17 protein-coding genes are annotated in these 23782 nt (G+C 63.9%); 5 read left to right on the top strand and 12 right to left on the bottom strand.

Annotated elements, in window-relative coordinates:
- Window positions 1-198: 198 nt before the first annotated feature.
- Window positions 199-951 (bottom strand): 5,6-dimethylbenzimidazole synthase, encoded by a 753-nt coding sequence (gene bluB, locus LQ952_RS10920; protein WP_238622672.1) that lies wholly within the window; start codon window positions 949-951, stop codon window positions 199-201.
- A 332-nt stretch (window positions 952-1283) separates the two neighbouring features.
- Between bluB and LQ952_RS10915 the strand changes: the two genes are divergently transcribed.
- Window positions 1284-1847, top strand: coding sequence for a CIA30 family protein (locus LQ952_RS10915; protein WP_238622671.1), 564 nt, complete (start codon window positions 1284-1286; stop codon window positions 1845-1847).
- Window positions 1848-1973: 126 nt separating this feature from the next.
- Window positions 1974-3482, top strand: a complete 1509-nt coding sequence (locus tag LQ952_RS15985; RefSeq protein ID WP_238622670.1) for a GGDEF domain-containing protein — start codon at window positions 1974-1976, stop codon at window positions 3480-3482.
- Window positions 3483-3490: 8 nt separating this feature from the next.
- On the opposite strand, the gene LQ952_RS15900 is transcribed toward LQ952_RS15985, so the two are convergent.
- From LQ952_RS15900 to LQ952_RS10860, 9 genes are all read right to left on the bottom strand, one after another.
- A complete protein-coding gene (locus LQ952_RS15900) occupies window positions 3491-5653 on the bottom strand; it encodes a methyl-accepting chemotaxis protein (protein WP_274521999.1) in 2163 nt (720 codons plus the stop codon).
- 296 nt (window positions 5654-5949) lie between these two features.
- Window positions 5950-7107, bottom strand: coding sequence for a copper resistance protein NlpE N-terminal domain-containing protein (locus LQ952_RS10895; RefSeq protein ID WP_238622669.1), 1158 nt, complete (start codon window positions 7105-7107; stop codon window positions 5950-5952).
- A gap of 5 nt (window positions 7108-7112) precedes the next feature.
- Window positions 7113-8759: a complex I subunit 5 family protein gene (locus LQ952_RS10890; protein WP_238622668.1), complete on the bottom strand. Its 1647-nt coding sequence runs from the start codon at window positions 8757-8759 to the stop codon at window positions 7113-7115.
- On the bottom strand, window positions 8756-10228 hold the full coding sequence (locus LQ952_RS10885) for a complex I subunit 5 family protein (RefSeq protein ID WP_238622667.1): 1473 nt from the start codon (window positions 10226-10228) through the stop codon (window positions 8756-8758). The genes LQ952_RS10890 and LQ952_RS10885 overlap by 4 nt, the downstream gene beginning before the upstream one ends.
- Window positions 10229-10236: 8 nt before the next feature.
- Window positions 10237-10584: an NADH-quinone oxidoreductase subunit K gene (locus tag LQ952_RS10880; RefSeq protein WP_238622666.1), complete on the bottom strand. Its 348-nt coding sequence runs from the start codon at window positions 10582-10584 to the stop codon at window positions 10237-10239.
- A complete protein-coding gene (locus LQ952_RS10875; protein WP_238622673.1) occupies window positions 10581-11531 on the bottom strand; it encodes an MnhB domain-containing protein in 951 nt (316 codons plus the stop codon). Before LQ952_RS10875 ends, LQ952_RS10880 begins: the two co-directional genes overlap by 4 nt.
- A gap of 177 nt (window positions 11532-11708) precedes the next feature.
- Entirely contained in the window at window positions 11709-12782 is a 1074-nt protein-coding gene (locus LQ952_RS10870) for an efflux RND transporter periplasmic adaptor subunit (protein ID WP_238622665.1), read from the bottom strand.
- A gap of 10 nt (window positions 12783-12792) precedes the next feature.
- Window positions 12793-15870, bottom strand: a complete 3078-nt coding sequence (locus LQ952_RS10865; RefSeq protein WP_238622664.1) for an efflux RND transporter permease subunit — start codon at window positions 15868-15870, stop codon at window positions 12793-12795.
- Between the two features lies 1 nt (window position 15871).
- Complete coding sequence (locus LQ952_RS10860) at window positions 15872-16858, bottom strand: efflux RND transporter periplasmic adaptor subunit (RefSeq protein ID WP_238622663.1); 987 nt, start codon at window positions 16856-16858, stop codon at window positions 15872-15874.
- 478 nt (window positions 16859-17336) lie between these two features.
- Here LQ952_RS10860 and LQ952_RS10855 point away from each other — a divergent pair, with 478 nt between their 5' ends.
- Window positions 17337-18431 (top strand): patatin-like phospholipase family protein, encoded by a 1095-nt coding sequence (locus LQ952_RS10855; protein WP_238622662.1) that lies wholly within the window; start codon window positions 17337-17339, stop codon window positions 18429-18431.
- Window positions 18428-19873 (top strand): GntP family permease, encoded by a 1446-nt coding sequence (locus tag LQ952_RS10850; RefSeq protein ID WP_238622661.1) that lies wholly within the window; start codon window positions 18428-18430, stop codon window positions 19871-19873. Before LQ952_RS10855 ends, LQ952_RS10850 begins: the two co-directional genes overlap by 4 nt.
- A 3-nt stretch (window positions 19874-19876) precedes the next feature.
- Here LQ952_RS10850 and LQ952_RS10845 read toward each other — a convergent pair whose 3' ends face one another.
- Window positions 19877-21484 (bottom strand): alpha/beta hydrolase, encoded by a 1608-nt coding sequence (locus LQ952_RS10845; protein WP_238622660.1) that lies wholly within the window; start codon window positions 21482-21484, stop codon window positions 19877-19879.
- 680 nt (window positions 21485-22164) lie between these two features.
- Here LQ952_RS10845 and LQ952_RS10840 point away from each other — a divergent pair.
- Entirely contained in the window at window positions 22165-23421 is a 1257-nt protein-coding gene (locus LQ952_RS10840; protein WP_238622659.1) for a peroxidase family protein, read from the top strand.
- Between the two features lie 96 nt (window positions 23422-23517).
- Here the strand turns inward: LQ952_RS10840 and LQ952_RS10835 are convergent.
- The coding region (locus tag LQ952_RS10835; protein WP_238622658.1) for a diguanylate cyclase at window positions 23518-23782 on the bottom strand (265 nt) is incomplete at its 5' end.

The following is a 23782-nucleotide window of genomic DNA, read 5'->3' as shown; positions in this document are numbered from 1 at the left end:
ACCGTTGAGACACGTGGGTCTCTCTCGTTGCCGGAGGTTCGGGCCTTCACCGTCGGGGGGATGGCTGACCGTCGTACCTCTCGGTGCCGCCCTGGGCGCGCTCGTCGCGGTGCTGGAGCCGGCGTTACTCGGCTGGGGTGCAGGGTGCGGCATGTTCGTCGCGGGGCTTACCCATATGACGGCACGTCGCTGGCTTCCTCAAAGAGGGAGGTCCGACTGATCGGCCTTGCTCTGGCAAGCCTGGATGGCCTCCACCAGCGGGTCGTCGGCGGCGGGGGGCTGGCCCCAGCCGTTCATGTGGATCAGTTGTTCCAGCGGCAGTCTGGGGCGCCAGCCGGCGGTTTCCAGTTCCGGTTTGTCGTGGAAGTGACTGACGCGCCCGATGCAGAGGTAGGCCACGGGCACGATGTCCTCGGGAAGGCTGAGTACCCGTTTGATGTCCTCGGGCCGGAAAATGCTGACCCAGCCCACGCCCAGCCCTTCACTGCGGGCGGCCAGCCACAGGTTCTGCACGGCGCAGACGACACTGTAGAGATCCATGCGATGGTCGTGGGTACGGCCGATCACGACGGGGCCGGCGCGATCCCGGTCGCAGGTGATGCACAGGTTGATGGGGGCATCCAGGATGCCTTCCAGTCGCAGGCTGCGGTAGATCTGGCGACGCTCACCCTCGAACATCTCCGCCGCTTCTTCGTTGGCGAGGCTGAAGGCTTCGTGGGCCCGGCGTTTCACCTCCGGATCCTTGACCACCACGAAACTCCATGGTTGCATGAAACCCACCGAGGGGGCGAAGTGGGCGGCGGTGAGGATGCGGGCCAGCATGTCGTCGGGTATCGGGTCGGGGAGGAACTGTCCCCGTACGTCCCGTCGGCACAGGATGTTGCGGTAGATGGCTGTGCGTTCCGTTTCGCTGAAGCGGTGGGTGTCGGGTATCGGTTGATCTTTTTGCATGACAGTCGGTCTTTGATGGGCGAGATGGGCAGTATAGCCCCCCAGACTGGTCGGGGGCCTGCTGGCGGGTGGTTCCGGTCATTTGGGCCGATGCTCCCGCGAAAGTGGATTCTAGGGCTTGAGTCTGTTTCTGGGTTCCCGCTTTCGCGGGAACGACGGGTTCTGAACTGATCTGGGCTTGGAGCTTCGCGCGGGTTCCCGCTTTTGCGGGGATGGCGTATTCATAAACATCCCTGAGTTGATCGTTCAGGTGCATAATTTGTTGGTCAGTGCGAAACCGGCATGGGGATTCTTGTCCCGAGACAGGACTCATGCCCTTGGGAGAAAACGTCATGGATTTTTCGGATCCGGCCGTAGTCGAAACCTGGCAGCCTGTTGATGACCGGGTGATGGGTGGGGTTTCGCGCAGTTGCCTGCGCTATGATCCGGCGGGCTTTGCGGTGTTTGAAGGGGTGATGTCCCTGGAGCAGGGGGGCGGTTTTGCCTCGGTGCGTAGCGATCTGTTTCCGGGATTTGCACCTGGAACCGATGCCCTTGTCCTTGAGGTGTGCGGCGACGGCAAGGCCTACAAGCTGTCGTTGCGGATGGATGAACAGTTCGACGGCATCAGCTATCAGACCGTGTTTCAACCACCGGCGGGTGTCTGGACGCAGGTCCGGCTGCCTGTCCGGGACTTCGTGCCCGGTTATCACGGGCGGCCGGTACCCAATGCATCGCCTCTGGTGCTGGAGCGGGTCTGTCGAATCGGTCTCTTGATCGCCCGGCAGACAGATCCGTCAGGCGGCGCATCGGTGCCCATGGAGGAGGGCGCGGAAGGGGCGGTCGTCGCCATGGGTCGTCCACAGGCAGGATCATTCCGGTTGGCCATCAGGTCGGCCAGGAGCCTGTCAGGCTGATGGGGCTTGCGACACCTCCCGCCCCTGCGGCTGCGATTTCTACTTCCCGGACTGAAGACATATACTTACGGAATGTGGCTGCAAGAGATCCAACAATTCGCCGCCGGGGCCGCCAGGGCGCCGCGTGTGGCGGCAACCATACAGCCCCTGCTGGGCATCCTGCAGCGGGTCACCGGCCTGGAGTCGGTGTTCCTCACCCGAATTTCCATGGGCACTCAGACGGTGCTCTTCGCCCATAATACCGATGAACTGCAGATCGTTGCAGGTATGTCGAGCCCCTGGGAAGACACCCTCTGCAGCCGTGTTCTGGCGGATGAGCGCCTGTTGGTCAACGATGTGGATGATCGTTGGCCGGACTCCCCGGCCAGCACCGCCTTGGGCGTGAAGACCTACCTTACTTTTCCCATCCGTGGTGCCGACGGCGCGGTTCAGGGCACTCTCTGCGGTGCCAGTTGCCGGCCGGTGGAGGTGGCTCCCGAGGCCATGGCCATCGTCGGCATGTTTGCCGAAGTCATCTCCGCACAGCTGCTGCGAGAGATCAATCTTGATACAGCCACCGATCGGGCGGAGCGAGCCGAGGCGCTGGTACACAAGATGGCCATCGCATCAGAGATCGGCAACCTGTGTCTTGAAGCCCGCGACCTTCATCAGACCCTGAAACAGGTGGCCAAACGCCTGGAGGATATTCCGGTTTGGCGGTACATCGTCTGTTTTCGTATGCAGGCGGGCCGCCCTGTGGTTGAAGAGGGTCGGGAGCGGGACGTTCAGGAACAACTTATCAGGGCTGTGTTGGAAGCGTTGGGCGAGTCGGTGCAACACATGCACTCCCGAGACAATCCCCCCTTGCTGGACGAAAACCGGCAAGGGGAGGTGATTGACGAGTTGCGGGGCAAGTTGGGTCTGGGCGTCAGGGGGGGCGTGGGTGTGCTTACTGCGGCGACGCACAGCGACCTGGAAGGCGGCATCCTGATTTTGGCTGATGAATCGGTGGCTCTGGGCGGTGGTGATGGTCAGCTATTGATCGCCCTGTCCAATTATCTTTCCCTGCTGGCCATTCGGCTACGGGACTACGAACAACTCCAGGCTGCCAATCGTGAACTGACCCGTTTTGCGCTGAACGATCCCCTGACGGGCCTGCCCAATCGCCGCTATCTGTTCGAGACGGCCCAGCGCCTGGTGTCGCAGGCCGCCCGACTGGGTGAGTCCGTGGTTGTGTTGTTCATCGACCTGGATGGTTTCAAACAGATCAATGATCGCTATGGGCACCGTAGCGGGGATTATTTTCTGGCACAGTTTGGCCGTCGTCTGAGCGCAGCGTTGCGAGAGGGGGACTTTGCGGCCCGCTATGGAGGCGATGAGTTCGTCGTCCTGGCGGTGACCACGGGATCCGGTGACGGCACGGAACCCCCACTTCAGGCGAGGCAATTTGCCGACCGCATCGGCCTTGCCCTGATGGGGGCATTCGACTTGGAGGGTGCAGGCATCGACTATAAGGGACCCAGTATCGGCGCGGTGGTCTGGGAACCCGATGAGGATGTCGAAGCCTTGCTGCATCGAGCGGACAAGGCCATGTACGCAGAGAAGATCCGGCGTCGCGGACCCGCGCCATTCACCGAATTGGAAATTCGAACTTAGATGGTTCTTTATCCGGAGAGTCGGGAAAGACCGCCAGGTTCCTGCCGTGCGTTTCTGAGGCGGAACACGGCAACGGCGGCGGCCAGCTGTTCCGCCTGATCCTCCAGGGATTCTGCCGCCGCGGCAGCTTCTTCCACCAGGGCGGCGTTCTGCTGGGTGACGTCATCCATCTGCGACACCGCTTGGTTGATCTGTTCAATGCCCTGGCTTTGTTCATTCGATGCCGCCGCGATTTCTGCGATGATGTCGCTGACACGTTTGATCGCCAGTATGATTTCCTCCATGGATGCGCCGGTTTCATGCACCAGTCGAGTGCCGTTTTCAACGATGCCGATATCTTCCCTGATCAGCGACTGGATCTCCTTTGCAGCGGCTGAAGAGCGCTGTGCCAAGGTGCGGACCTCACTGGCGACAACCGCGAAGCCTCGTCCCTGCTCACCCGCCCGTGCAGCTTCAACGGCAGCATTGAGTGCCAGGATGTTGGTCTGGAAGGCGATGCCGTCGATGACGCTGATGATGCTGGTCATCTTTTCCGAGCTTGCTGTCAGTTCGCGCATGTTTTCAATGGCTTGTCTAACTTTACGTCCTCCTGTTTCCGCCACCGTGTTGGCCTGATTGGCCTGTTGACTGGCCAGACGGGCGTTGTCGGCGTTCTGCCGGACGGTGCTTGTCATCTGCTCCAGGCTGGTGGCGGTTTCTTCCAGGCTGGCGGCCTGTTCCTCGGTCCGCTGCGATAGGTTGGTATTTCCCGTCGAGATCTGGCCGGCGCCCGTGCTGACGCTGAGCACTGATTCGTTGATCTGATGGATGATGTCGGACAGTTTTTCTGCGGTGTTGTTGGCCGATGTTGCCAATATCGCCAGGTCACCGGCATAGCGGCCTTCGACCCGCAGGCTCAGGTCGCCACGGGCCTGGGCGATCATGACCGTCTGGATCTCGTGGACCGCCTCTTCCAGGGCGCTCACGGAGTCGTTGACCATGTGCTTGAGTTTGAGCATCTGTCCGGCGGCTTCGGCCTCGATTCGGTGTCGAAACACCCCGGCCGCCACCTGCTCCATGACGCTGACGATGCCCTGTGTACTGTCATCCAGCGAATGCATCCCGGTCGAGGCATTTTCCAGCATGCGTCGGAACTCGCCCTGCACTCGATTGGGGTCAATGGACACGCTGAATTCCCCGGCCCGCAAGGCTCGCATGACCTTGGCCAGTTCATCCATGGTGAGCTGGATGGTGTCGGCGCTTGCATTAAAGCCTTTCTTGAGGCTGTCCAGGTCGCCAGCATAATGACCTGTGATTCGCGACCCGAAGTCACCGGTCGCCAGGGCGTGAACTGCCGTGTTGACTTCTTCAAGGGCGTGTCGCTGGGATTCGAGCAGGGCGTTGAAGGCGGTGATCACGGCGCCGATCTCATCCTTCCCGTGGTAGATGATCCGGTCATTGAAATTACCCGTGCCGCGTACCCGTTCCACGGAGTCCACCAGCAGTTTCAGCGGTCCGGTGATGCCCCGTGTGATCAAGATGCCCAGCAGGGTGGCGAGCAGTACGCCGACAATCACGGCCGCCAGGCTGATGCCTTCCAGCCACCGGGCCTGGGAGAGGCCCTTATCCACCTCCGATGCCGCTGCTCCCATGTTGAGTTGCACCAACTGGTCCAGTGCTTGAAATGCGGTTTCCTGATGGCGCAGGGTGTCCCCCATGGTGAGCGCGGCAATCTGGCGCCAGTGGGTCGTGAAGTCTCCCTGAGGGTCTGTGCGTCGCATCTCATCCAGTTCTTGGTGCAGGCTGAGGATGGTATTGTTGGCCTGCAGCCAGTTGGGCAGGGTGGTCTGAAAAGCCTCCCAGGCCGCTGCCTCGTCGGCGCTCTTGGGCAGTGCGTTATAGCGGTCGACCGCTTGACGGTATTCGGTGCGGGCATTGTCGATGGTCTGGTACTGTACGGCCCGCACCGCCTGCGTGGCGGTCTGATCCATGAGGGTGCGAAAACTGCTCACCACCTCGCCAAGCGCCACTTGCATCTCCAGTACCGTCTGCACCGCGGGCAGTCGCAAGGCCCCCAACTCGTTGATGGCGGACTCACTCTTGACCGCCCCCCAGTAGCCCAGGCCTCCCAGCGCAAGGGTGATGAGAGCGACGGTCGCGAAACCGGCGGAGATTTTTGCTTTGATCGACATCAAGGGCCGTCCTGGTAACAATCCGGGAAATCTGCACTACAGGCCAGAAATAATAGGCTTCAACGCCGTAGGATGCTCGCCCGCGGCAATCGCTCTTGATAAACCTCAATATGAAGCCGCAGGCTCAGGCTTCCTGCCAGCATATGGTTTTACCATGGAGTGCCGGAGCGACAGCACAATCCCAACCTGCACTTGCTCAGTGACGGGGGTGAGCGCGCTGCCGGCAGCGTGCTGCACCGGAACCGGTCCGGCCATTGCTTCGCTACCGGGCGCATCAATTTGTCCCGCGACACGGGTCATTGAGGCACGACCTCCGACTCGACCACCAGGTCCAGCACGTAGATCGGCCCGTGCGGCATCTCTGAACCGGCAGCGGGTTCAAAGCGCTTGACACGCAACACGTTGCGGATGCCGGGTTCGTGCTGAAAACCCTCGATGTCTGCGGTGAAGGCCTGCCATTCGGAGGGTGTACCAGCCCGCAGTCCCCGCTCATCGAAGGTTTGCTCTCGCACCTGCAGGCACAGGCCGTCGCCCCGCATCGATGCCTCGCACGCCACCGCTTGCGGGGCAACCTCGAGAAAGACAGTCGTCGGGGCGCCGAACCGAGCCTCCGGGGTGAGTTCTCCCGTTAGCACCAGCGCATCGCCAGCCGGCGTGAGCAGAATCAGCCTGGGTTGCACGCCGCGAACCACGACCGTCTCCAGCGGCTCTGCCATCAGCGCCGAAAGTGTCGCATCGGCTTCCATCAAGGGCGTTGCACAGGCCATCAGCGTGCCCATCGTACCCGTCACTTCGAGCATGCCGTCGGCATCGGTCGCGAAGGCACCGCGAAATCCGTTGCAGCCGCCTTGCACGTGCAGATGCGATCCGGCGAAGTTGAACGCAAATGATCGTTCTGCCTCGACGAGCAGGGTGTCGATGCGCTGATTGGCAGCGTCGGTCGCATGGGCGAGTGTCCAGCGATGGTCCTCAAGAATGTCGCCTAGATTCTGCCGGGTACTGCGCCATTCCGGCCGCGACTGCGCGAGGGTCGCCTCGGCCCTGTCCCAAGCCGGCTGCGTCTGCCCGGTTTCGAGCAGCAGGAGACGACCCTCGCCTACGGCGTAGCGCTGTCCGGCTCCTTCGGCATCGAGCACAATGGTGTTGCCGTCAGGTTTCCATTCGAATTGTCCTCGTGCGGACGATGGCTCTGCGGCACGGACAAGTCGCCTTGTAACGATCTCAAAGCGGCCATCTGGTTCGAGTGTCAGTTGAGTGTGGATGCCGGCGCAGTCTGCGCAGGCCAGAAGGCCCTCGTACATTCCCGCCCAATCCAGCGCAACGCGGCTCGTGTGCATATCGATGACCGGGGCGGGGTCCTGCTCCGGGGACGGCGCTGCAGGAAGACTGGTGGTCTTGTCGGGTTGGCAACCCGCAACGGTGATCGCGAACAGGGCAAGCAGAAGGTATCGCATTGTCGTCAGACTCCTCTAAACAGTGTGGGGCCTGCAAAGAGCGCCGCCCCGATAAGAATGGTCAGCACCAGCAGCGACACACCCGCAGTGGGCCAGTCGCACAGGCGCCGTTCCACCCGCTCGATCAGGTTTACGGTGACGCGGCCGGCGCGTGCGGTTCCGCTCCCCAACACCACGATATCACCCTCCGGCACGCGCGGCAGGACCCCACCGAAACGGCGCAGGGCGAGTACGAGGATGATACCCAGCATCACCGGCCAGGCGGCGACCCAGAGCGCCTTTAAGGTGAGACTCTGCGCAACGGTAACGCCCACAAGTGTGGTGGCCAACGCCCAGGGCAGGGCCACGGCCAGGAAGGCCATCAGTAGCCAGGGTACCAGCAGACCAGCCTTGGCCCTGGCAGTCGGGGACTCGGCGCGGGTGTCGGCGAGCCGGAACAGGAAATGCAGCATCAACAGGGTACTGCCTGCCGCCGCCACGGTGACGAGGATCACAACGAGCCCGTCCCCCAGCGGCGTCTTGGCGGCGAGTTTGGCCAGGGCGCCCCCCGTGAGCGGCAAACCGCCCAACGCGAGCGCCAATAACCCCGCGGGAAGCATCAGCGTCCAGGTGCGCCGCCCCCCCGAATGGGCGGCGACGCCGATGGCAAGGAACAGCGCCCCTTTCACCAGCACGTGGTGCGCGGCGAGGAAGGCGGCCGCCATGGCGGCCGTGGCATTGCCCGTCGCTAGACCCATGCCGAGAACCGCCGCCACGCCGCCCATCTGGCTTACGCTGGAGTAGGCCAGCACGGTCTTCGGGTTCTGCTGGGTGATGCCCACGAGCACGGCGTAGAAGGCGGTCAGCAGCCCGATCACGGTCAGCGCCGTGCCCCAGCCGCTCAGGCCCGGGTCGAGAGGCAGGAACAGAATCAACCCGATCACGCCCGCCTTGATGATCGCGCCGCTCAGAACCGCCGAGGCCGGCATCGGGGCGGCTGGGTGTGCGATCGGTAGCCAGACGTGCAGAGGCAGCAGGCCTGCCTTCAAACCAAAGCCGGTGATCAGCAGCGCGACGATGTAGTGCCGGGCGGGGTTTTCGGGCAGTGCCGCGACGACGTCCTGGATGGCAATGCTGTAACCCGGCGCATATGCGGCGAGCAGCGCGAAGGCGAGCAACAGGCAAACCTCCCCGAAGACCGCGAGGCCGATGTAAAGCACGCCGGCCCGGCGTGCCGCGCGGGTATCGTCGTGCGCGACCAGGCCCCAGGCAGCCAGACTCACGAGGGCAAAGGCGATGTAGAAGGTCAGCAGATCGCCTGCAACGAATACCCCGAGGCTGCCGCCCAGCGTCAGCAGCCACCACTGGGCAAAACGCCCGGCATTCGGATCCCGGCCCATGTAGCTTCGCGCATAGATCCCCGCGATCATCCAGAGCAGCGAGGCGGCGCCGAGCAGCACGGCTGCAACGGGATCAAGCGAAAAGGTCAGATTGAGGCGAGAATCGTCCAGCACCAGCGGTGCGGCGTCGTGGGCCAGCAGGGCTGCGGCCAGGCCGGGCAGCGGAGCCAGTCCGAGCAGCGCCAGCATGCGGGTGCGAACCCGCGGGGACAGGCAGGCCGCCAGCATCGCAAGCGGGACGGCCCAGGTGGCGATGAGCAGCGGGCCCTTCACAGGGCGCGTCCGATGTGGACGATAGACAGGGAGGCCAGCGGCACCAGACCGACGCCGATCGAGAGTAGCGCGAGGCCGAGCACCAGCCGTTCCCCGCGCCGGTCCAGCGGGGAGCGCAGGCCCGGCGGCTCGTCCGACTGGGCCAGGGCACGGGAAAGCACGCGGAACAGGTAACCGCCGGTCAGCAGTCCTCCCGACACGATGACCAGGACCCACCACCACTGCGCGCCCTCAATGGCGGCCCGCAACAACAACCACTTGGCCACGAAGCCGCCGCTTGGGGGCATGCCCATGAGCGTGAAGCCGGCCAGCCCGAAGGCGAACACGGTTGTGGGCATTACGCGCCCGATGCTCCCCATATCCAGAATGCGGTCGTGTCCGATCGCCTTCGTGATCAGACCCGCCGCCAGACACATCGAGGCCTTGGCCAGCGCATGCGATACGGCTTGCAGTATCCCGCCCGTCCAGGCCGCGGTACCGAGTTGGGTGGCACTTGCCAGCGGGAAGGCCAGAAACAGGTAGCCCACCTGCGCCACCGTTGAATAGGCGATCAGCATCTTCAGTCGCGCCTGCCGCAGTGCAAGCGCACTTCCCACCAGGATCGCAGCCGCCCCCAGGGCCGCGAGCAGTTGGGCCGCCATCGGCGTCGCCACGCCGGGTAGCGCATCCACCCACACTCGGATGATGAGTACGAAGGAGCCCTTCACCACCAGCCCCGAGATCAACGCGCTGGCGGCTGCCGGGGCACCGGCATGGGCGGCGGGCAGCCAGATGTGCAGCGGGAACAGGGCGGTCTTCGTGAGCAGCCCCACGGTCATCAATGCGGCTGCCAACTGGGTCGCGGGTTCGACACGGACGCGCTCGGCGAGCAGGGCGATATCGAGCGTGCCGTAGGACCCGTAGAGCAGCGCCACGCCCAGCAGGAACAGGGCGGAGCCCAGCAGCGAGAAGAGGAGATAACGCAGGGCGGCGGTCAGGGCCTCCGCGCGTCCGCTCAGACTGACCAGCGGGACGGCACCGAGGGTGAGCAGTTCCAGTGCCACGAACAGGGTGAACAAGTCCGAAGCAAGAAAGACCGCGTTGAGTCCGGCCCAGACCGTCAGCAACAGAGTCCAGAACACCAGCGGTGCCCGGGTCTCAGGCATTCCACGTGGCACGCCGAAATCGGAACGGGCATAGAGTCCGGCCGCGCCGATCACGACCGCGGTGGTGGCCAGCATCACGATGGAGAGCCCGTCGGCACGTAGCAGCACACCCAGGGGAGGCGCCCACCCGCCCAGCACATATTCCAGTGCATCGCCGCGGCGAATCACGGTGGTGGCAATGGCGATGGCGACGCCGAGCCCGAGCGCAAGCAGCACGAGCCCGATCCGTTCCGCCTGCCGCCCCCCCAGTATCAGCAACAGCGGGATGCCGAGCACCGGCCCGAAGATCGCAAGGACCAGCAGTAAACCCTCGGGTGCCGCCATCACGGGACTCATGAATCACCGCCCTTGCCGTCGCTGGAGGCGGGCGGCTCGGGCCGCAGTGTCACCCGACCGGTCTCAGCGAACAGCCGGAGCATGATCGCCACGGCGAGCGCGGTGCCCGCAAGGGCCATCATGATCGCGGTGATCACGAAGGCCTGGGGCACCGGATCCGCGGGGAACCCGGCTGCCGCACCCCGACGGACGACCACGCCGAACACGAGGAACAGGCCACCACCCATAACGTTGAATGCAAGGATCTTGCGCAGCGGATGGGGCTGCACCAGAAGCCCGTAGAGACCCAGGCCCACCAGCGCGGCGCCGAGCAACCCATACAGAGAGGTGATGGTCAGTGTCACCGTTCGCCCCGCTTCGCGTCTTGCGCTGTAGGCATGCCGGCCAGGGGCGGGGAGGGCGGTCGCGTGGGCGGCCCCTCCAGCAGCATGGCGAGCGTCACCGCCACCGTCAGCGTCATGGCCGAGTTGATCACGATGATGACCGGCCTTTCCCAGCCGGATGGGTAGGCGAGGAAGCCTTCGGCGAGTGCAAAGCCTGCGAACCCGGCAGTCAGAAACACGACCGGGCCCGACACCAGGGCAAGCCGCAGGGACAGGCGGCCGATCGCAGGTGCATCAACGAGGCCGGCCATGCGTGCGAGGATCCATATCGCCGCGAGGATCGCGCCGCCCTGGAAGGCGCCGCCCGGCTCATTGATGTCGTTCCACAGCAGGTAGATGCCGACCCCCACTGCGATCGGCGGCAGTAACCGGGCAAGAAATGTGAGTGCCTCGTTGTCCTGCCTTACGGGTGTCGGCCCGGGGCGTCCGCCCCACAGGGAATCCGGGGCCATGGACCAGACGGCCACCACCGCGATGAGCAGCACGACGTTCACCAGCAGCGTGTCGATTGCCCGGTAGGCCATTAGTACCGCGGTGACCGGGTTGCCCAGGCCCGTGGCGTGCAGGTTGTTGGCCGCGGCAGCCGGCGCCAGCGTGGGCGCAGGATCGGCCGGCATCAGCACCACGAGCGCGATCGCCGCCGAAACCGCGATGCAAAGCACGGCGATCAGCCCACGCAGGGCCGGGCCGGGGCGTTCCAGGATCGCGGCCTGCTCGCCGGCACGCATGCGCGCGGCGGCAGAGAGCAGCAGCACGCCGGTCATTACGCCCACCGTTGCTGCGGTCAAGGCCACATCCACTGTGCCCAGGCGCACCCAGACCAAGCCCAGCAGCAGCCCGTAGGCGATAAAGCCCAGGGCTGCCGCAAAAGTGGCCTGCGCCACATGCGCCCGGATGGCGGCGGCCATGATCAACACGACCAATCCGAACTCGATGGGCCCTGGACCGCTCATGCGCCGCCGGACCTCTGCCGCGCGAAACGTGCCGGCAGCTGGGCCACCGTGGCGCCCGCCAATTGCATCAGGGACCAGATCACAGGCTTCTGTTGTACGGATAGACCGCGAAGCATGTGAATCTCCCCTGCGTTATTGACTCAACATCCCGGTGCGATAGGGGCTGATCACCATGCCGGCCTGTAGCCGGCCGACACCCGCGGAGACGATCCTCTGGCCACCGTGCAGCCCCTCCAGTACGACCACCGTGCTGTGGCTGGCCTCGCCCAGGGTCACCGGCTGGCGCTCGATCGCGTAGGTCTCCGGGTCGACCACCCAGACGAAAGCATCACCCGCCTCGGTTTCGCCCACCGCGCTCAGGGGAACACGTAATACGGGCCGGAGGTAGACGTTGGGGCGCGCGTAGACGGTCGCGGTCATACCGGGCAGCAGATTGATGTCCTCGGGCCGGTCGATCGCCAGGGTCACCCGGAAGCTCTGGGTGACGGCGTCTGCTCGGGTGGCGATCTCGCTGACCCGGGCGGGAAACGCCCGGTCTGGGGCCGCGGTGAAGACGGCCTCGGCGACAGGCCTATCGCGCGGCAGTTCGCTCAAACGTCCCAGCACCCGCTCGGGGAGGTCGACGACCACCTCCAGCGCATCGGACGCCTCCAGCAGCAGCACCGGCTGGTCGGCCCGAACCCTCTGGTGGTTTTCGATCAGTGTGGCGGCGACGATGCCGTCGAAGGGGGCTGTGAGCGTTGCGTCCTCGAGGATCTTGCGCGCCTGCGCGGTGCGCAGCGTCGCGATCTCGAACTCCGCCCGCTTCCGGTCCACTTCTGCCGGGGTCACCGGCGATACGGGCGACTCGGCCAGTCTCGAAAAGCGCAGGAAATCCGCTTTGGCAAGCGCCAGCCGGGCCTCCTCCAGGGCGACGCGATTTTTCAGGTCGCGCGGATCGAGCTGGGCCAGCAGTTCGCCGGTTGCGACCCGTTGCCCGGCGACCACCGGCCGTTCGCTCAGCAGCCCGGACACGGGAAAGGCCAGTTCCGAACGCCGGGTCGCCTGTACTCGCCCCGGCAGTTCCAGGATTTCCGCGTCAACCCCCACCACAAGTGTCTGCACCAGCGGTGCTCGCCCGGTCTCATCCAGGATGGTACGGGCGGCGGTCTGCGCCTGGGCCGTACCGACGTGCAGCAGTACCAACACCAGCAGGATCATTCTCATGTTTCCCTCCTCAGGACGCCGGCACTGCGGGACTGGGGTCCGCGGACTCGTCCTCGGCGCGCGATGGCACCCGGTACAGGGTCGCGTACAGTACCGGCACCACGACCAGCGTGAGTACCGTGGCAAAGCTGAGGCCGCCGATGATCGTCACCGCCATACCGACAAAGAAGGGATCCTGGAACAGGGGCAGCATGCCCAGCACCGTGGTGCCCGCGGCCATCACCACCGGTCGGATGCGGCTGACGCCGGCGTTGAGCACCGCATCCAGGGGGATCCTTCCTTCGCGCAGTTCCAGATTGATCTCGTCCATCAGCACGATGGCGTTCTTGATCAACATGCCGGACAGTGCGAGGAAGCCCAGCAGCGCCATGAAGCCGAACGGCTCGTTGGCCAGGAGAAGCCCTACGGTGACACCGATCACGGCGAGTGGCACGGTGAGCATGATCGCCAGCGGCTGGCGCAGGTTGTTGAACAGCAGCACCAGGATCAGGACCATCAGCAGCAGCGGCACCGGGATGCCGGCAGCGATGTAGCTCTGGGCACGGGCCGAGTCCTCGAACTCGCCGCCCCACTCCAGGCGGTAGTCTGGCGGGAGTTCCAGCGCGTCGATCTTGGGCTTGACCGCCGCCAGCAGGGTACTGGCCAGCTCGCCCGGAAAGGCATCGGCCCGCACTTCGATGGTGCGCACGCGATCGCGCCGCATGATGATCGGGTTGTCCCACGCCACCTCGAAACCGCTGACGACCTGCCGCAGTGGGATCGCCTGCTCGGCCACCGGGCTCCAGATCTGCACATCGCCGAGGCTGGCGACGTCTTGACGTTCGTCCTCCGGGGCCCGGGAGATGATGGGAATCAGGTCGTCTCCCTCACGATAGAAACCGACAGTGGTACCCTCGGTCGCGCGGTGCAGGGCGCGCGCCAGCTGCGGTCGGTCGATGCCCGTGCGCCGTGCCTGCGCCTCGGAGAACTGCGGCGCGAGTACCATCGTCTGCTGACGCCAGTCCGTGGTCGCGATCTGTGCCAGTCCGGAGTCGACGATGATCTGCTCGGCCTGAGCCGCCAGGTCGCGCAAGACCTGCGGATCCGGGCCGCTGAACCGCGCGCGGACCTTGAACGTACCGCCGGGCCCCAGCTGGAACAGATTGACGACCGGCTCGCCGTTCGGCAGATTGTCCCGGATGAAGTCGTAGACATCGAGTGTGAGGTCATCGATCCTGCGCCGGTCATCCACCTCGACAATCAGCTGGCCGTAGCTGCGGTTGGGGTCCTCCGGCGTGTAGGTCAACTGGAAGCGCTGCGCGCCGCTGCCCACGAAGCTGGAGACGGCGACCACCTCTTCCCGGGACAGCAGGTAGTCCTCGATGACCTTCATGTCCCCTGAGGTGGCGTGGATGTCGGCTCCCTGCGGCAGGTAGTAATTGACCATGAATTGGGGCTGGGTCGATGGCGGGAAGAACCCTTCTCGAAGCATGCCAAAGCCAATGATCGCCAGGACGAGGAGACCAACCGTCGCCGCCAGGGTCAGGTAACGGACCCGGATGCAGAGCATCACGAAGTTGCGATAGGTTCGGTAGAACCGGCTCTCGCCTCCGGAGGACACCTTTTCCGGTTTCAGGAACATGTGGCAGAGCAGCGGGGTGAGGGTCAGCGCCGTGATCCAACTCAGCAGCAGCGAAACCAGCATCACCACGAACAGGGAGCGGGTGTACTCGCCGGTGTTGTCGGCGGAGAAACCGATCGGGACGAAGGCCAGCACCGCGATGCCGGTGGCACCGAGCAGGGGCATGGCCGTCTGCGCGATGATTTCCTTTGCAGCCTTGATCCGGTCCATGCCCCGGGTAATACGCACCAGGATCCCGTCCGTGACGACGATGGCGTTGTCCACCAGCATGCCCAGCGCGATGATCAGCGCACCCAGGGAGATGCGTTGCAGGGTGATGTCCAGCGCGTACATCACGACCAGCGTGCCGAGGATGGTCACCAGGAGCACCACGCCGATGATGAGGCCGGAGCGCAGCCCCATGAACACCAGCAACACGACGATGACGATGGCCACGGCCTGGGCGAGGCTGACGATGAAGTTGTTGATCGCCTCGGTCACCGCGTGGGCCTGGAAGGCGATCACGCCGATCTCCATGCCGACGGGGGTCAGCGGCGCAAGCTCCGCGAGCCGCTGTTCCACCAGTTCACCCATCACCACCACGTTCCCGCCCGAGACGGTGGAGATTCCCAGTCCGATCGCCGGCTTGCCGTTGAAGCGCATCAGGCTCGTGGGCGGATCCCGATAGCCGCGGGTCACCGTCGCCAGGTCGCGTACCCGGATCAGCCGCCCCTGGCCGGTTGGGTCCGGAATCAGTACATTGGAGATGGCCTCCACGGAATCGAATTCGCCGGTGGGCCGCACCGCGATCCGACTGCCTCCGACGCCGACCCGTCCGGCGTCGGTCACCGTATTCTGTTCGCCGATGGTCCGGTACACGAGTTCCAGCGGGATGCCTAGTTGGGCCATCCGGGTGCGTGAGACCTCAAGGAAGATGTGCTCGGGCTGAACGCCGTTGAGCGCGACGCTCGCAACACCGGGGACTTGCAGCAGCTCGCGGCGCAGCAGGTCGGCGTAATCCTTCAGCGCCGAGTAGGTGTAGCCTTCCCCGGTGATGGCCAGGTACACGCCAAAGACATCCCCGAAGTTGTCGTTCACGATGGAGGGGAGCACCCCGGGCGGCAGGCGGGACTGAGCGTCGCCGACCTTGCGTCGGAGTTCGTCCCAGATCTGCGGCATCTCCGCGGCCGTATAGGCCTGCTGGATCTCCGGGGTGATGATGGACAGCCCGTCCGTGGACTGGGAGGTGATGCGCCACAGCTGTGGCATCTGCTGGATCGCGGTTTCCAGCACGTCCGTCACCTCGCGCTGGACCTCCTCGGCGCTGGCCCCCGGATACAGGGTCACGACTTTGGCCACCTTGATCGTGAACTCGGGATCCTCCAGCCGCCCCATGTTCTCGTAGGCGAAGATGCCGCCGCCGATGATCAGGAAGGTGATGAAGAGGACGATGACCTTCTTGTGGATCGACAGCTCGGCGATGTTCATCTCAGTCCCTCATCCGCACTTGCTCGCCGTCGGCGAGATAGGCGGCACCCGCGGTGACGACCCGGTCACCCTCCGACAGGCCCTCCAGTACCTGCACCGTACGGCCGCTCAGGCCCCCGATCCGCACGGACCTTCGCTGCACCGTGGACTGCTCAGGGTCCAGCAGCCAGACGAAGGCACTGCGATCGGATGTGGCCTGCAGCGCCTCCACCGGGAGAAAGTACATGGAACGGATCCCTACCACCGCGTCATGGGGCACGAAGCTCGCACTCATGCCGGGGAGGATGTTGGCCCCCTCCGGCGGGGGCAGACTGAGGACCACACGGTAGGTGTTGGTGCGGGGGTCGGCGCGCGTCTCCAACTCCTTCACCGAGACCGGGAACCGTCGCCCCGGCAGCACGTCGAAGCTGACCGTGCCGACCTCCGTGCCGAGCAGGGACCGGCCGGCGGGCAGCCGCACCACGTCGAGTTCCGGTAGCTGGATTCGAACCTCGAGTCGACTGATGTCTTCGAGTAGCAGCACGGGCTCGCCGGCCTGCACGGTCTGGAAATTTTCGACGAGGCGGCGGGCAACGCGGCCCGGGAACGGGGCCAGGAGTTCGGTATCCTCCAGGCGCTTTTGCGCCAGCGCCAGCTCGGCATCGGCTACCTGGAAGCGCGCACGGGACTGGTCCCGCTCCGCCGCCGTCACCACCCCGGCTGCAAAGGCCCTCTCGATGCGGTCGAACCGGGACCGGGCCTCGTTCCGATCCGCCCGACGCCCGTCGCGCTCGTTCACGAAATCGCGGGGGTCGATCCGGGCCAGCAGTGTTCCCGCCTCCACGAACTGCCCCTCCTGGATGGGGAGGTCGACCAGCGGCCCGGAGACGATGAAGGCGAGTTCGGCACGCTGATCGGCGCGCACCTCACCGGGAAACTGTCGGCGTGCCGGCAGTTCGGCAGGCCCCAGCAGTACCGAATCCACTAATCGCGGAGACAGACCCGTCACATCCTCGGGTCGACCTCCGCAGGCGGCAAGCAAGACCAGTGCCGCGAGCGCTGGAACCAGAGCCCATCTGCCCCGCCGGGAGGTGCCCGGGACCTGGCCATGGGCCGGAGTGAATCCGACGATTCGCCACCATACCGAACGCAAGCGCACAGCACACTCCTTCGGCCCACCGAGCGGTTTTTCCCTTTCCGGAATGTCGCACAACCGGTGCCGCAATGGTAGCCACCTGATCCACAAAATTGCCCGTTCTGCGCCACGGTTATACAGCGGTAAAACACCAGGGATCTGACCACCTTTATCCCGGTACGATCGCCCTTCGAAAGGGTTCTTCCGCCCCTGGGCAGGAATCGCTCAGCAATGCATCCGGGACATGAACCACAGGTGAGTGTCGACCCGGTCCAGTTTTATGTGTTCGACGCTAGACATGGCCCCCATGTTGCGGTATTAGCCGGAACATGGGGGCCAAGGGAGACTTCGGATGAATAAGGCCGGGAAGGATGTAAGGACAGTGGATCTCGCCTTGCAGGGAGGCGGCGCTCACGGCGCACTGACCTGGGGGGTGCTGGACCGGCTCTTGGCGGATGAGCGAATCGAGATCGCCGCCATCAGCGGCACCAGCGCGGGCGCCATGAACGCGGTGGTCATGGCCGATGGCCTGGATCAGGGGGGGCGCGAGGGCGCGCGGGAGGCCCTTGCCGGGTTCTGGAAGGCGGTCAGCGATGCGGCACGATTCTCTCCGATACAGCGGTCCGCCTGGGACCGGATGACCAACCGCTATAGCCTGGATCACTCGCCCGGTTACCTGTTCTTCGAGCAGCTCACCCGGCAGTTCTCGCCCTACGAACTGAATCCTCTGAACATTAATCCACTGCGCGAACTCGTCGCTTCACAGGTGGATTTCGAACGGGTCAACCACTGCAAGGCCCTCAAGGTCTTCGTGACCGCCACCAATGTGCGCACCGGGCGCGGCCGCACCTTCACCCAGCCGAATCTCACGGTCGATGCGGTGATGGCATCCGCCTGCTTGCCCTTCATGTACCAGGCCGTGGAGATCGACGGTGAGGCTTATTGGGACGGTGGCTATATCGGGAATCCCGCGCTCTATCCGCTGGTCGAGGATCGCGCCACACGCGATCTGATCGTGGTTCAGATCAATCCACTGGTAAGAGAGGAACTGCCACGCACCGGTCGCGAGATCATCAACCGGCTCAACGAGATTACCTTCAACGCCAGCCTGATCAAGGAACTGCGCTCCATCGAGCTCCTGCACCAGTTGATAGAGGTGGAGCGACTCGAATCCGAGCGTTACCGCGACATCTACCTGCATCTGATCCATGCCCACGAAGAGCTCAAGAATCTGGATGCCTCAAGCAAGATGAACGCTGAATGGGACTACCTGACGCACCTCAAGGAACGCGGCCAGGCTTGGGCCGAGGGCTTCCTCAAGCGCCATTTCGATGATCTGGGCAAGCGTTCCACCTTCGATCTGAAGGGCCTTTTTACCGACAGCTTTGCGCCACCTAGCCTCGACGCATCTGCGTCATCCGACCAGCCAACGGAGCCGAAGCCATGATGGGGATCCTGGTTATCGTCATCGCACTGGGCCTGCTGATGTACCTGGCCTACCGGGGCGTCAGCCTCCTGATCCTCGCGCCGGCGCTGGCCACCTTCGCAGTGGTGGCAACGATGGACGGCCCGGTGCTGGCGAGTTACACACAGATTTTCATGGGTTCGGCCGGTGGCTTCATCACACTGTATTTCCCCGTATTTCTTCTCGGCGCCGTGTTCGGCAAGTTGATGGAGGACTCGGGCTGCGCCCGGGTCCTCGCCGACGCCATCATCGCCAAGCTGGGCAGTGGCCAGGCGATCCTGGCCGTGGTCCTGTCCTGCGCCGTCATGACCTACGGCGGGGTGTCCTTGTTCGTGGTGGCCTTTGCGGTTTACCCGATTGCGGCGGCCCTGTTCCGGCAGGCCGACATCCCCAAACGGTTGATTCCCGCAACCATCGCTTTGGGTGCCTTCACCTTCACCATGACTGCGCTGCCGGGTACGCCCGCCATCCAGAATGCCATCCCGATGCCTTTCTTCGGCACCTCTCCCTTCGCGGCCCCGGGGCTGGGCATCATCACGGCGCTGGTGATGTTCGTCCTCGGCATGTCCTGGCTCAAGTACCGCGCGCACAAGCTGGCCTCGGAAGGCTACGGGAACCACCCGGATGCGGAATTCGTCCCGAACAAGGACTTGCGGGAACGCTCGGCGGGTGAGGGTTTCGACCTGATGGAGCTCCCGGTGGCGGACCCCCCGGTGAGCCGGCCACCGGTATTCGTCGCCGTCCTGCCGCTGGTGCTGGTGATTGCGATCAACCTGTTGTTCACTTTCGTGATCATCCCGAACATGGATACGGACTTCCTGGCCCTGCCGCTGTACGGTGAGACCAGCATTGAGGAGGTGCGTGGGATCTGGTCGGTGGTTGCGGCCCTGGTGCTGTCCCTGCTGGTGGTGATCGCCATGAACTGGAAGCGGTTGCCCAAGCTCACGCAGTCCGTCGACAACGGTGCCAACGCCTCACTGCTGCCGATCTTCAATACCGCAAGCCTGGTGGGTTTTGGTGCCGTGATCGCCTCGCTGGGCGCCTTCGTGCTGATTCGTGATGCGGTGGTTGGTCTCGGGGGCGACAATCCGCTGATCTCGCTTGCGATTGCGGTGAACGTGCTGGCGGGAATGACCGGGTCGGCCTCGGGGGGGATGAGTATCGCGCTGTCGACCCTCGGCGATACCTATCTGGAGATGGCTTACGCCCAGGGGATCAACCCGGAGTTGCTGCATCGTGTCACGGCAGTGGCCACCGGCGGACTGGACACGCTGCCGCACAACGGCGCGGTCATCACCCTGCTCGCAATCACCGGGCTCACGCACCGGCAGGCCTATTTCGATCTGGCGATGGCCGCGATGGTGGCGCCCTTCCTCTCGCTGATTGTGCTGATCACGTTGGGGACGCTGTTCGGGAGTTTCTGATGATCAATCAAACAGCGCGTGTAGGCGTTCCAGCTCGGATTCGCTCCAGCCCTCGGGCTCGGTCAGCGCCAGCCAGGCGTGGATGTAGTCGCTCGGGGCATATTCGTGCCCGAATCCCTTGGGTGCGGTGCCCACCATCATGTCGGCGGCCAGTTGCAGCATGGTGACGATGGGAAACCAGCGCAGATCCGGGGAGACGTCGGGACCGCGTGGCTCGCGCATCCATTCCGGTTCCTTCCAGGCAGACTCGGGGCTGAAGAAGGTGATCGGGTCGCTGGCATACTGCAGAAAGGCGATTCGGAACGGTCCCCATTCTTCTTTGCCATGATCGAGCCTGTGTTCCTGATTCATGAACCGCACGACTGATCCGCCTCGGAACTCCGGCAGCCAGGCCGGGGAGCCTGGATCACGCTCTGCGGTCGCCCTGCGCCAGGTCTCGTTGCGAAACGGCGGTCCGCTCCACAGCGCGCCGTGGAAGGGATCATCGATGATGTCGAAGAGGTCGAAGGAGAGATCGGAGTTGAGCGAACCCAGGCTCAGGCCACGCAGAAAGAGCCGAGGCCGCGATTCCGGCGGCAAGGTGCGCCAGTGGTCATAGATCTTCGTGAACAGGGCACGTGCATTTTCCGCACCGTAGCCCTGGTCGGTCAGCAAGGTGAGCGGGCTGTTCAGGTAGGAGTACTGCGCCACGACCGTGGCGATATCGCCACGGTGCAGGTACTCCACCGTGTTCTGTGACGAGGGATCCACCCAGCCCGTGCCGGTGGGTGTCACCAGTAACAGTATGGAGCGCTCGAAGCCACCCGCACGCTTGAGTTCTTCCAGCGCCAGACGGGCCCGTTGCTCCGGCGTATCCGCTGAGTTGAGACCCACGTACACCCGAATCGGGGGCGGTACCGGTGTGGCGAAGAAGTCGCTGAGTTCCTCGGCGGTGGGGCCGCCGGCAACAAAACTGCGCCCCTGACGGCCCAGATCCTTCCAGTCGATCAGCGACTCCTCACTGCCCGTCTGCCAGGCGTGTACGGGGTGCGGCAGGTCGGCGTCGATCAGTGCATCAAGCTGCTGGAAGGAGCGATCCAAGACCCGCAGCGCTGAATTCACCAGTACGCCGTTGATCACGGTCCAGAACAGCAACACGGCGGCAGTGATGCTGATGATCTGGGATATGCGGTGCGGGACGTGCCGGTGCAGCCTGGTGGCCAGGGTGCGAAAGACCCACTGAAACAGACGAGCCAAACCCAGTATCAGCACGAACACCCCTGCAGCGATGACGCCCGACAGCACCGGCTGAACACCCGCGAGCTTTTCGATTCCCATCAGCGCGCGGATGGAGTTCTGCCACTCTGCTGCCTGCCAAATGAAGCTGAACGTGATCAGCACGCAGAGCAGGCCGGCAACGACCTGGACGATTCGGACCGTCCGCTTGCTCGGGGTGGGCAATTCCAGGTACTTCCAGAGCCATACACCAGCGACACCCAGACCATAACCCGCCGCAAACGAAACCCCCGAGATCACGCCCTGGATCAGGAACGGGCGCGGCAACAGGGAGGGTGTCAGCGAAAAGGCAAAGAACACGGCTCCGACGAGTAGACCCACGATGCTGAGATACATTTGCGGTCTCGCTGGATGGCAGGGAAGGGGGCATGCCTCTGTAGCGATAGTATGCCGCCGGACCGCAAGCAAGCCAATTTCGGTTCCAGAGGGCACGCAACCCACCAAATGGCGGATTTGGGGGTGACGCTACTTTATCCTGTGGACGAGACCAGTGCGGAGCTTTTGCTCATGAGGGCGATCATCCGACACAGGTGGAGGGTATGGCCATGAGTGAGCGGTTGGCTGCCGAATTTCTCGCACGTTCTGGCTGGTTCTTGACGGGTGACGTTTCTCGGCGGCAAATACCCACAGCCGAGCTGGTTGCGGATGTCAGCTGTAACCAGGGGACGACCAGAACACCTCAGCCCTCCTCATCCAGGAGGAGGGTGGGTGCCGTAAGACCTATTGGATACGACTGGACATTCTGGAAACAAGGACTATAAACCAAGCAATAGAGTATGGATTTCCCCTTTAGTCACCCACAGAAGGAGGTCGCTACGGCCCCATCAAAATGACGTCGCAGCTTCATGAGGAGTACACCCATGCACGGTGAATATCTTCGGGGCCATTGCCCTCAAAAGGGGGTGTTTGGCCAGCCCGGTCGTTTTGGCCGGATGTTTCCTCATCTGCGCTCCCTCAAGGAGCCGCATCTCCCTCAACCTGCACAACCCCATGCCCTGGGGGCCGCCGATGGCCCCATGAAAGATGATCTTGGGGATGAGGGCGACAATCCCGGCATCCCTGCCGGCTTCACCTTTTTCGGTCAGTTTGTCGACCACGACATCACCTTCGACCCCACCTCCAGCCTGGAATCCCAGAACGATCCCCAGGCATTGCGTAACTTCCGCACCCCCATGCTGGAACTGGATTCCCTGTACGGCGCAGGGCCGGCGGCCCAGCCCTACCTCTATGATGGCGAGGGCCGGTTCCTGACCTCGGCCGAGGGCGACCATGACCTCCTCAGGAATCACCGTGGCACTGCCATCATCGGTGACCCACGAAACGATGAGAATCTCATTGTCTCGCAGCTGCACCTGGCCTTTGCCAAATTCCACAACCAGGTGTTTGACGGGGAGGCAGGCCGGGATTTCGAGGAGGCCCAGAGGCTCGTGCGTTGGCACTATCAGTGGATTGTCCTGCACGACTACCTGCCCCGTATCTGTGGTCAGGCGCGGGTGGAGGAAATCCTGGATCACGGGCGACGCTACTATTGGTTTGATGAAGAGCCCTACATACCGGTGGAGTTCAGCGTGGCCGCCTTCCGCTTCGGGCACAGCCAGGTGCGGGCCGGCTACCGCATCAACGCTACCGCGGGTGGGGCGCGACTGTTCCCGACCGAGGCCGATGCGCCGAGGGACGAGGGGCTCAGCGATCTTCGGGGCGGTGTGCCTGTTGCCAGGGAGCACACGGTGGACTGGTCGAGTTTTCTGGGAGATGGCCAGGATGTGCAGCCCAGTCGTCTGATCAACACCCGGCTGAATGAGTCGTTGCTCTTTCTGCCGGACTCGGTGGTACCCCCTGGCATCCCGGATGAGGCACGTTCGCTGGCCACCCGTAATCTCAAACGGGGTGCTGCCTTCTCCCTGCCGTCGGGGCAATCGGTGGCCGCCTGCATGGGCGCCGATGTGCTGAGTCAGGAGGAACTCTGGGGCCATGTGCCCGGATTGCCGACCCCCCTGCCGGTACCCGCACCGTTGTGGTACTACATCCTGCGCGAAGCCGAGGTGCGCGAGTCCGGCCAGCATCTGGGCGAGGTGGGCGGCCAGATTGTGGCTGAAGTGCTAATTGGTCTTCTGGAAGGGGATCGGGCGAGTTTCGTTAACCATGCCCCCCATTGGAGGCCCACCTTGCACTCGAAGGAAGAAGGACACTTCACACTGGAGGATCTGGTCAATATCGCTCAGCGCAGTCACCAATCTCGGGCCGCCGCCCAATCGGAATGTGCGAGCTTGTAGTCGATCTGAAAGGACACCATGGGCATGGAAGCCCGTGGCTTGATTGTCGATTCCAGCCTGTCATGGGTAGGCTCCGCCTTTCAGTTGCCGGCGGCCCTAATCCGCCTCGGCTGCTTCGGTACAGACCTGATTGCGACCGGCCTTCTTGGCTGCGTAGAGCGCCATGTCGGCGCGGCTGACAAAGGCTTCATGGCTGTCGTGTTCTTCAATATGCGAAGAGGCAAGACCGGCGCTGATGGTAATGCTGAGCGAGTGCTGGGCGATCAGGAAAGGCGTCGTTTCGATCTGCCGGCGCAGGCGCTCAATGAAACCCCGTGCCTGAGTCAGAGTGGTATCGGGCATCAGGATCAGAAACTCTTCA

The organism is Ectothiorhodospira lacustris (assembly GCF_022227785.1).
Taxonomy (GTDB): Bacteria; Pseudomonadota; Gammaproteobacteria; order Ectothiorhodospirales; family Ectothiorhodospiraceae; genus Ectothiorhodospira; species Ectothiorhodospira lacustris.
The sequence above is the reverse complement of the archived record's forward strand: the minus strand, read 5'-3'. Positions and strand labels throughout refer to the sequence as shown.

Excerpts from the sequence above, each read along its gene's own strand:
- LQ952_RS10855 (WP_238622662.1), top strand. The coding sequence starts at position 17,337 with ATGAATAAGGCCGGGAAGGATGTAAGGACAGTGGATCTCGCCTTGCAG.
- LQ952_RS10875 (WP_238622673.1), bottom strand. The coding sequence starts at position 11,531 with ATGGCCGCCGCCATCCGGGCGCATGTGGCGCAGGCCACTTTTGCGGCA.
- LQ952_RS10845 (WP_238622660.1), bottom strand. The coding sequence starts at position 21,484 with ATGTATCTCAGCATCGTGGGTCTACTCGTCGGAGCCGTGTTCTTTGCC.
- LQ952_RS10870 (WP_238622665.1), bottom strand. The coding sequence starts at position 12,782 with ATGAGAATGATCCTGCTGGTGTTGGTACTGCTGCACGTCGGTACGGCC.
- bluB (WP_238622672.1), bottom strand. The coding sequence starts at position 951 with ATGCAAAAAGATCAACCGATACCCGACACCCACCGCTTCAGCGAAACG.
- LQ952_RS10895 (WP_238622669.1), bottom strand. The coding sequence starts at position 7,107 with ATGCGATACCTTCTGCTTGCCCTGTTCGCGATCACCGTTGCGGGTTGC.
- LQ952_RS10885 (WP_238622667.1), bottom strand. The coding sequence starts at position 10,228 with ATGGCGGCACCCGAGGGTTTACTGCTGGTCCTTGCGATCTTCGGGCCG.
- LQ952_RS10840 (WP_238622659.1), top strand. The coding sequence starts at position 22,165 with ATGAAAGATGATCTTGGGGATGAGGGCGACAATCCCGGCATCCCTGCC.
- LQ952_RS15900 (WP_274521999.1), bottom strand. The coding sequence starts at position 5,653 with ATGTCGATCAAAGCAAAAATCTCCGCCGGTTTCGCGACCGTCGCTCTC.
- LQ952_RS10915 (WP_238622671.1), top strand. The coding sequence starts at position 1,284 with ATGGATTTTTCGGATCCGGCCGTAGTCGAAACCTGGCAGCCTGTTGAT.
- LQ952_RS10865 (WP_238622664.1), bottom strand. The coding sequence starts at position 15,870 with ATGAACATCGCCGAGCTGTCGATCCACAAGAAGGTCATCGTCCTCTTC.
- LQ952_RS10850 (WP_238622661.1), top strand. The coding sequence starts at position 18,428 with ATGATGGGGATCCTGGTTATCGTCATCGCACTGGGCCTGCTGATGTAC.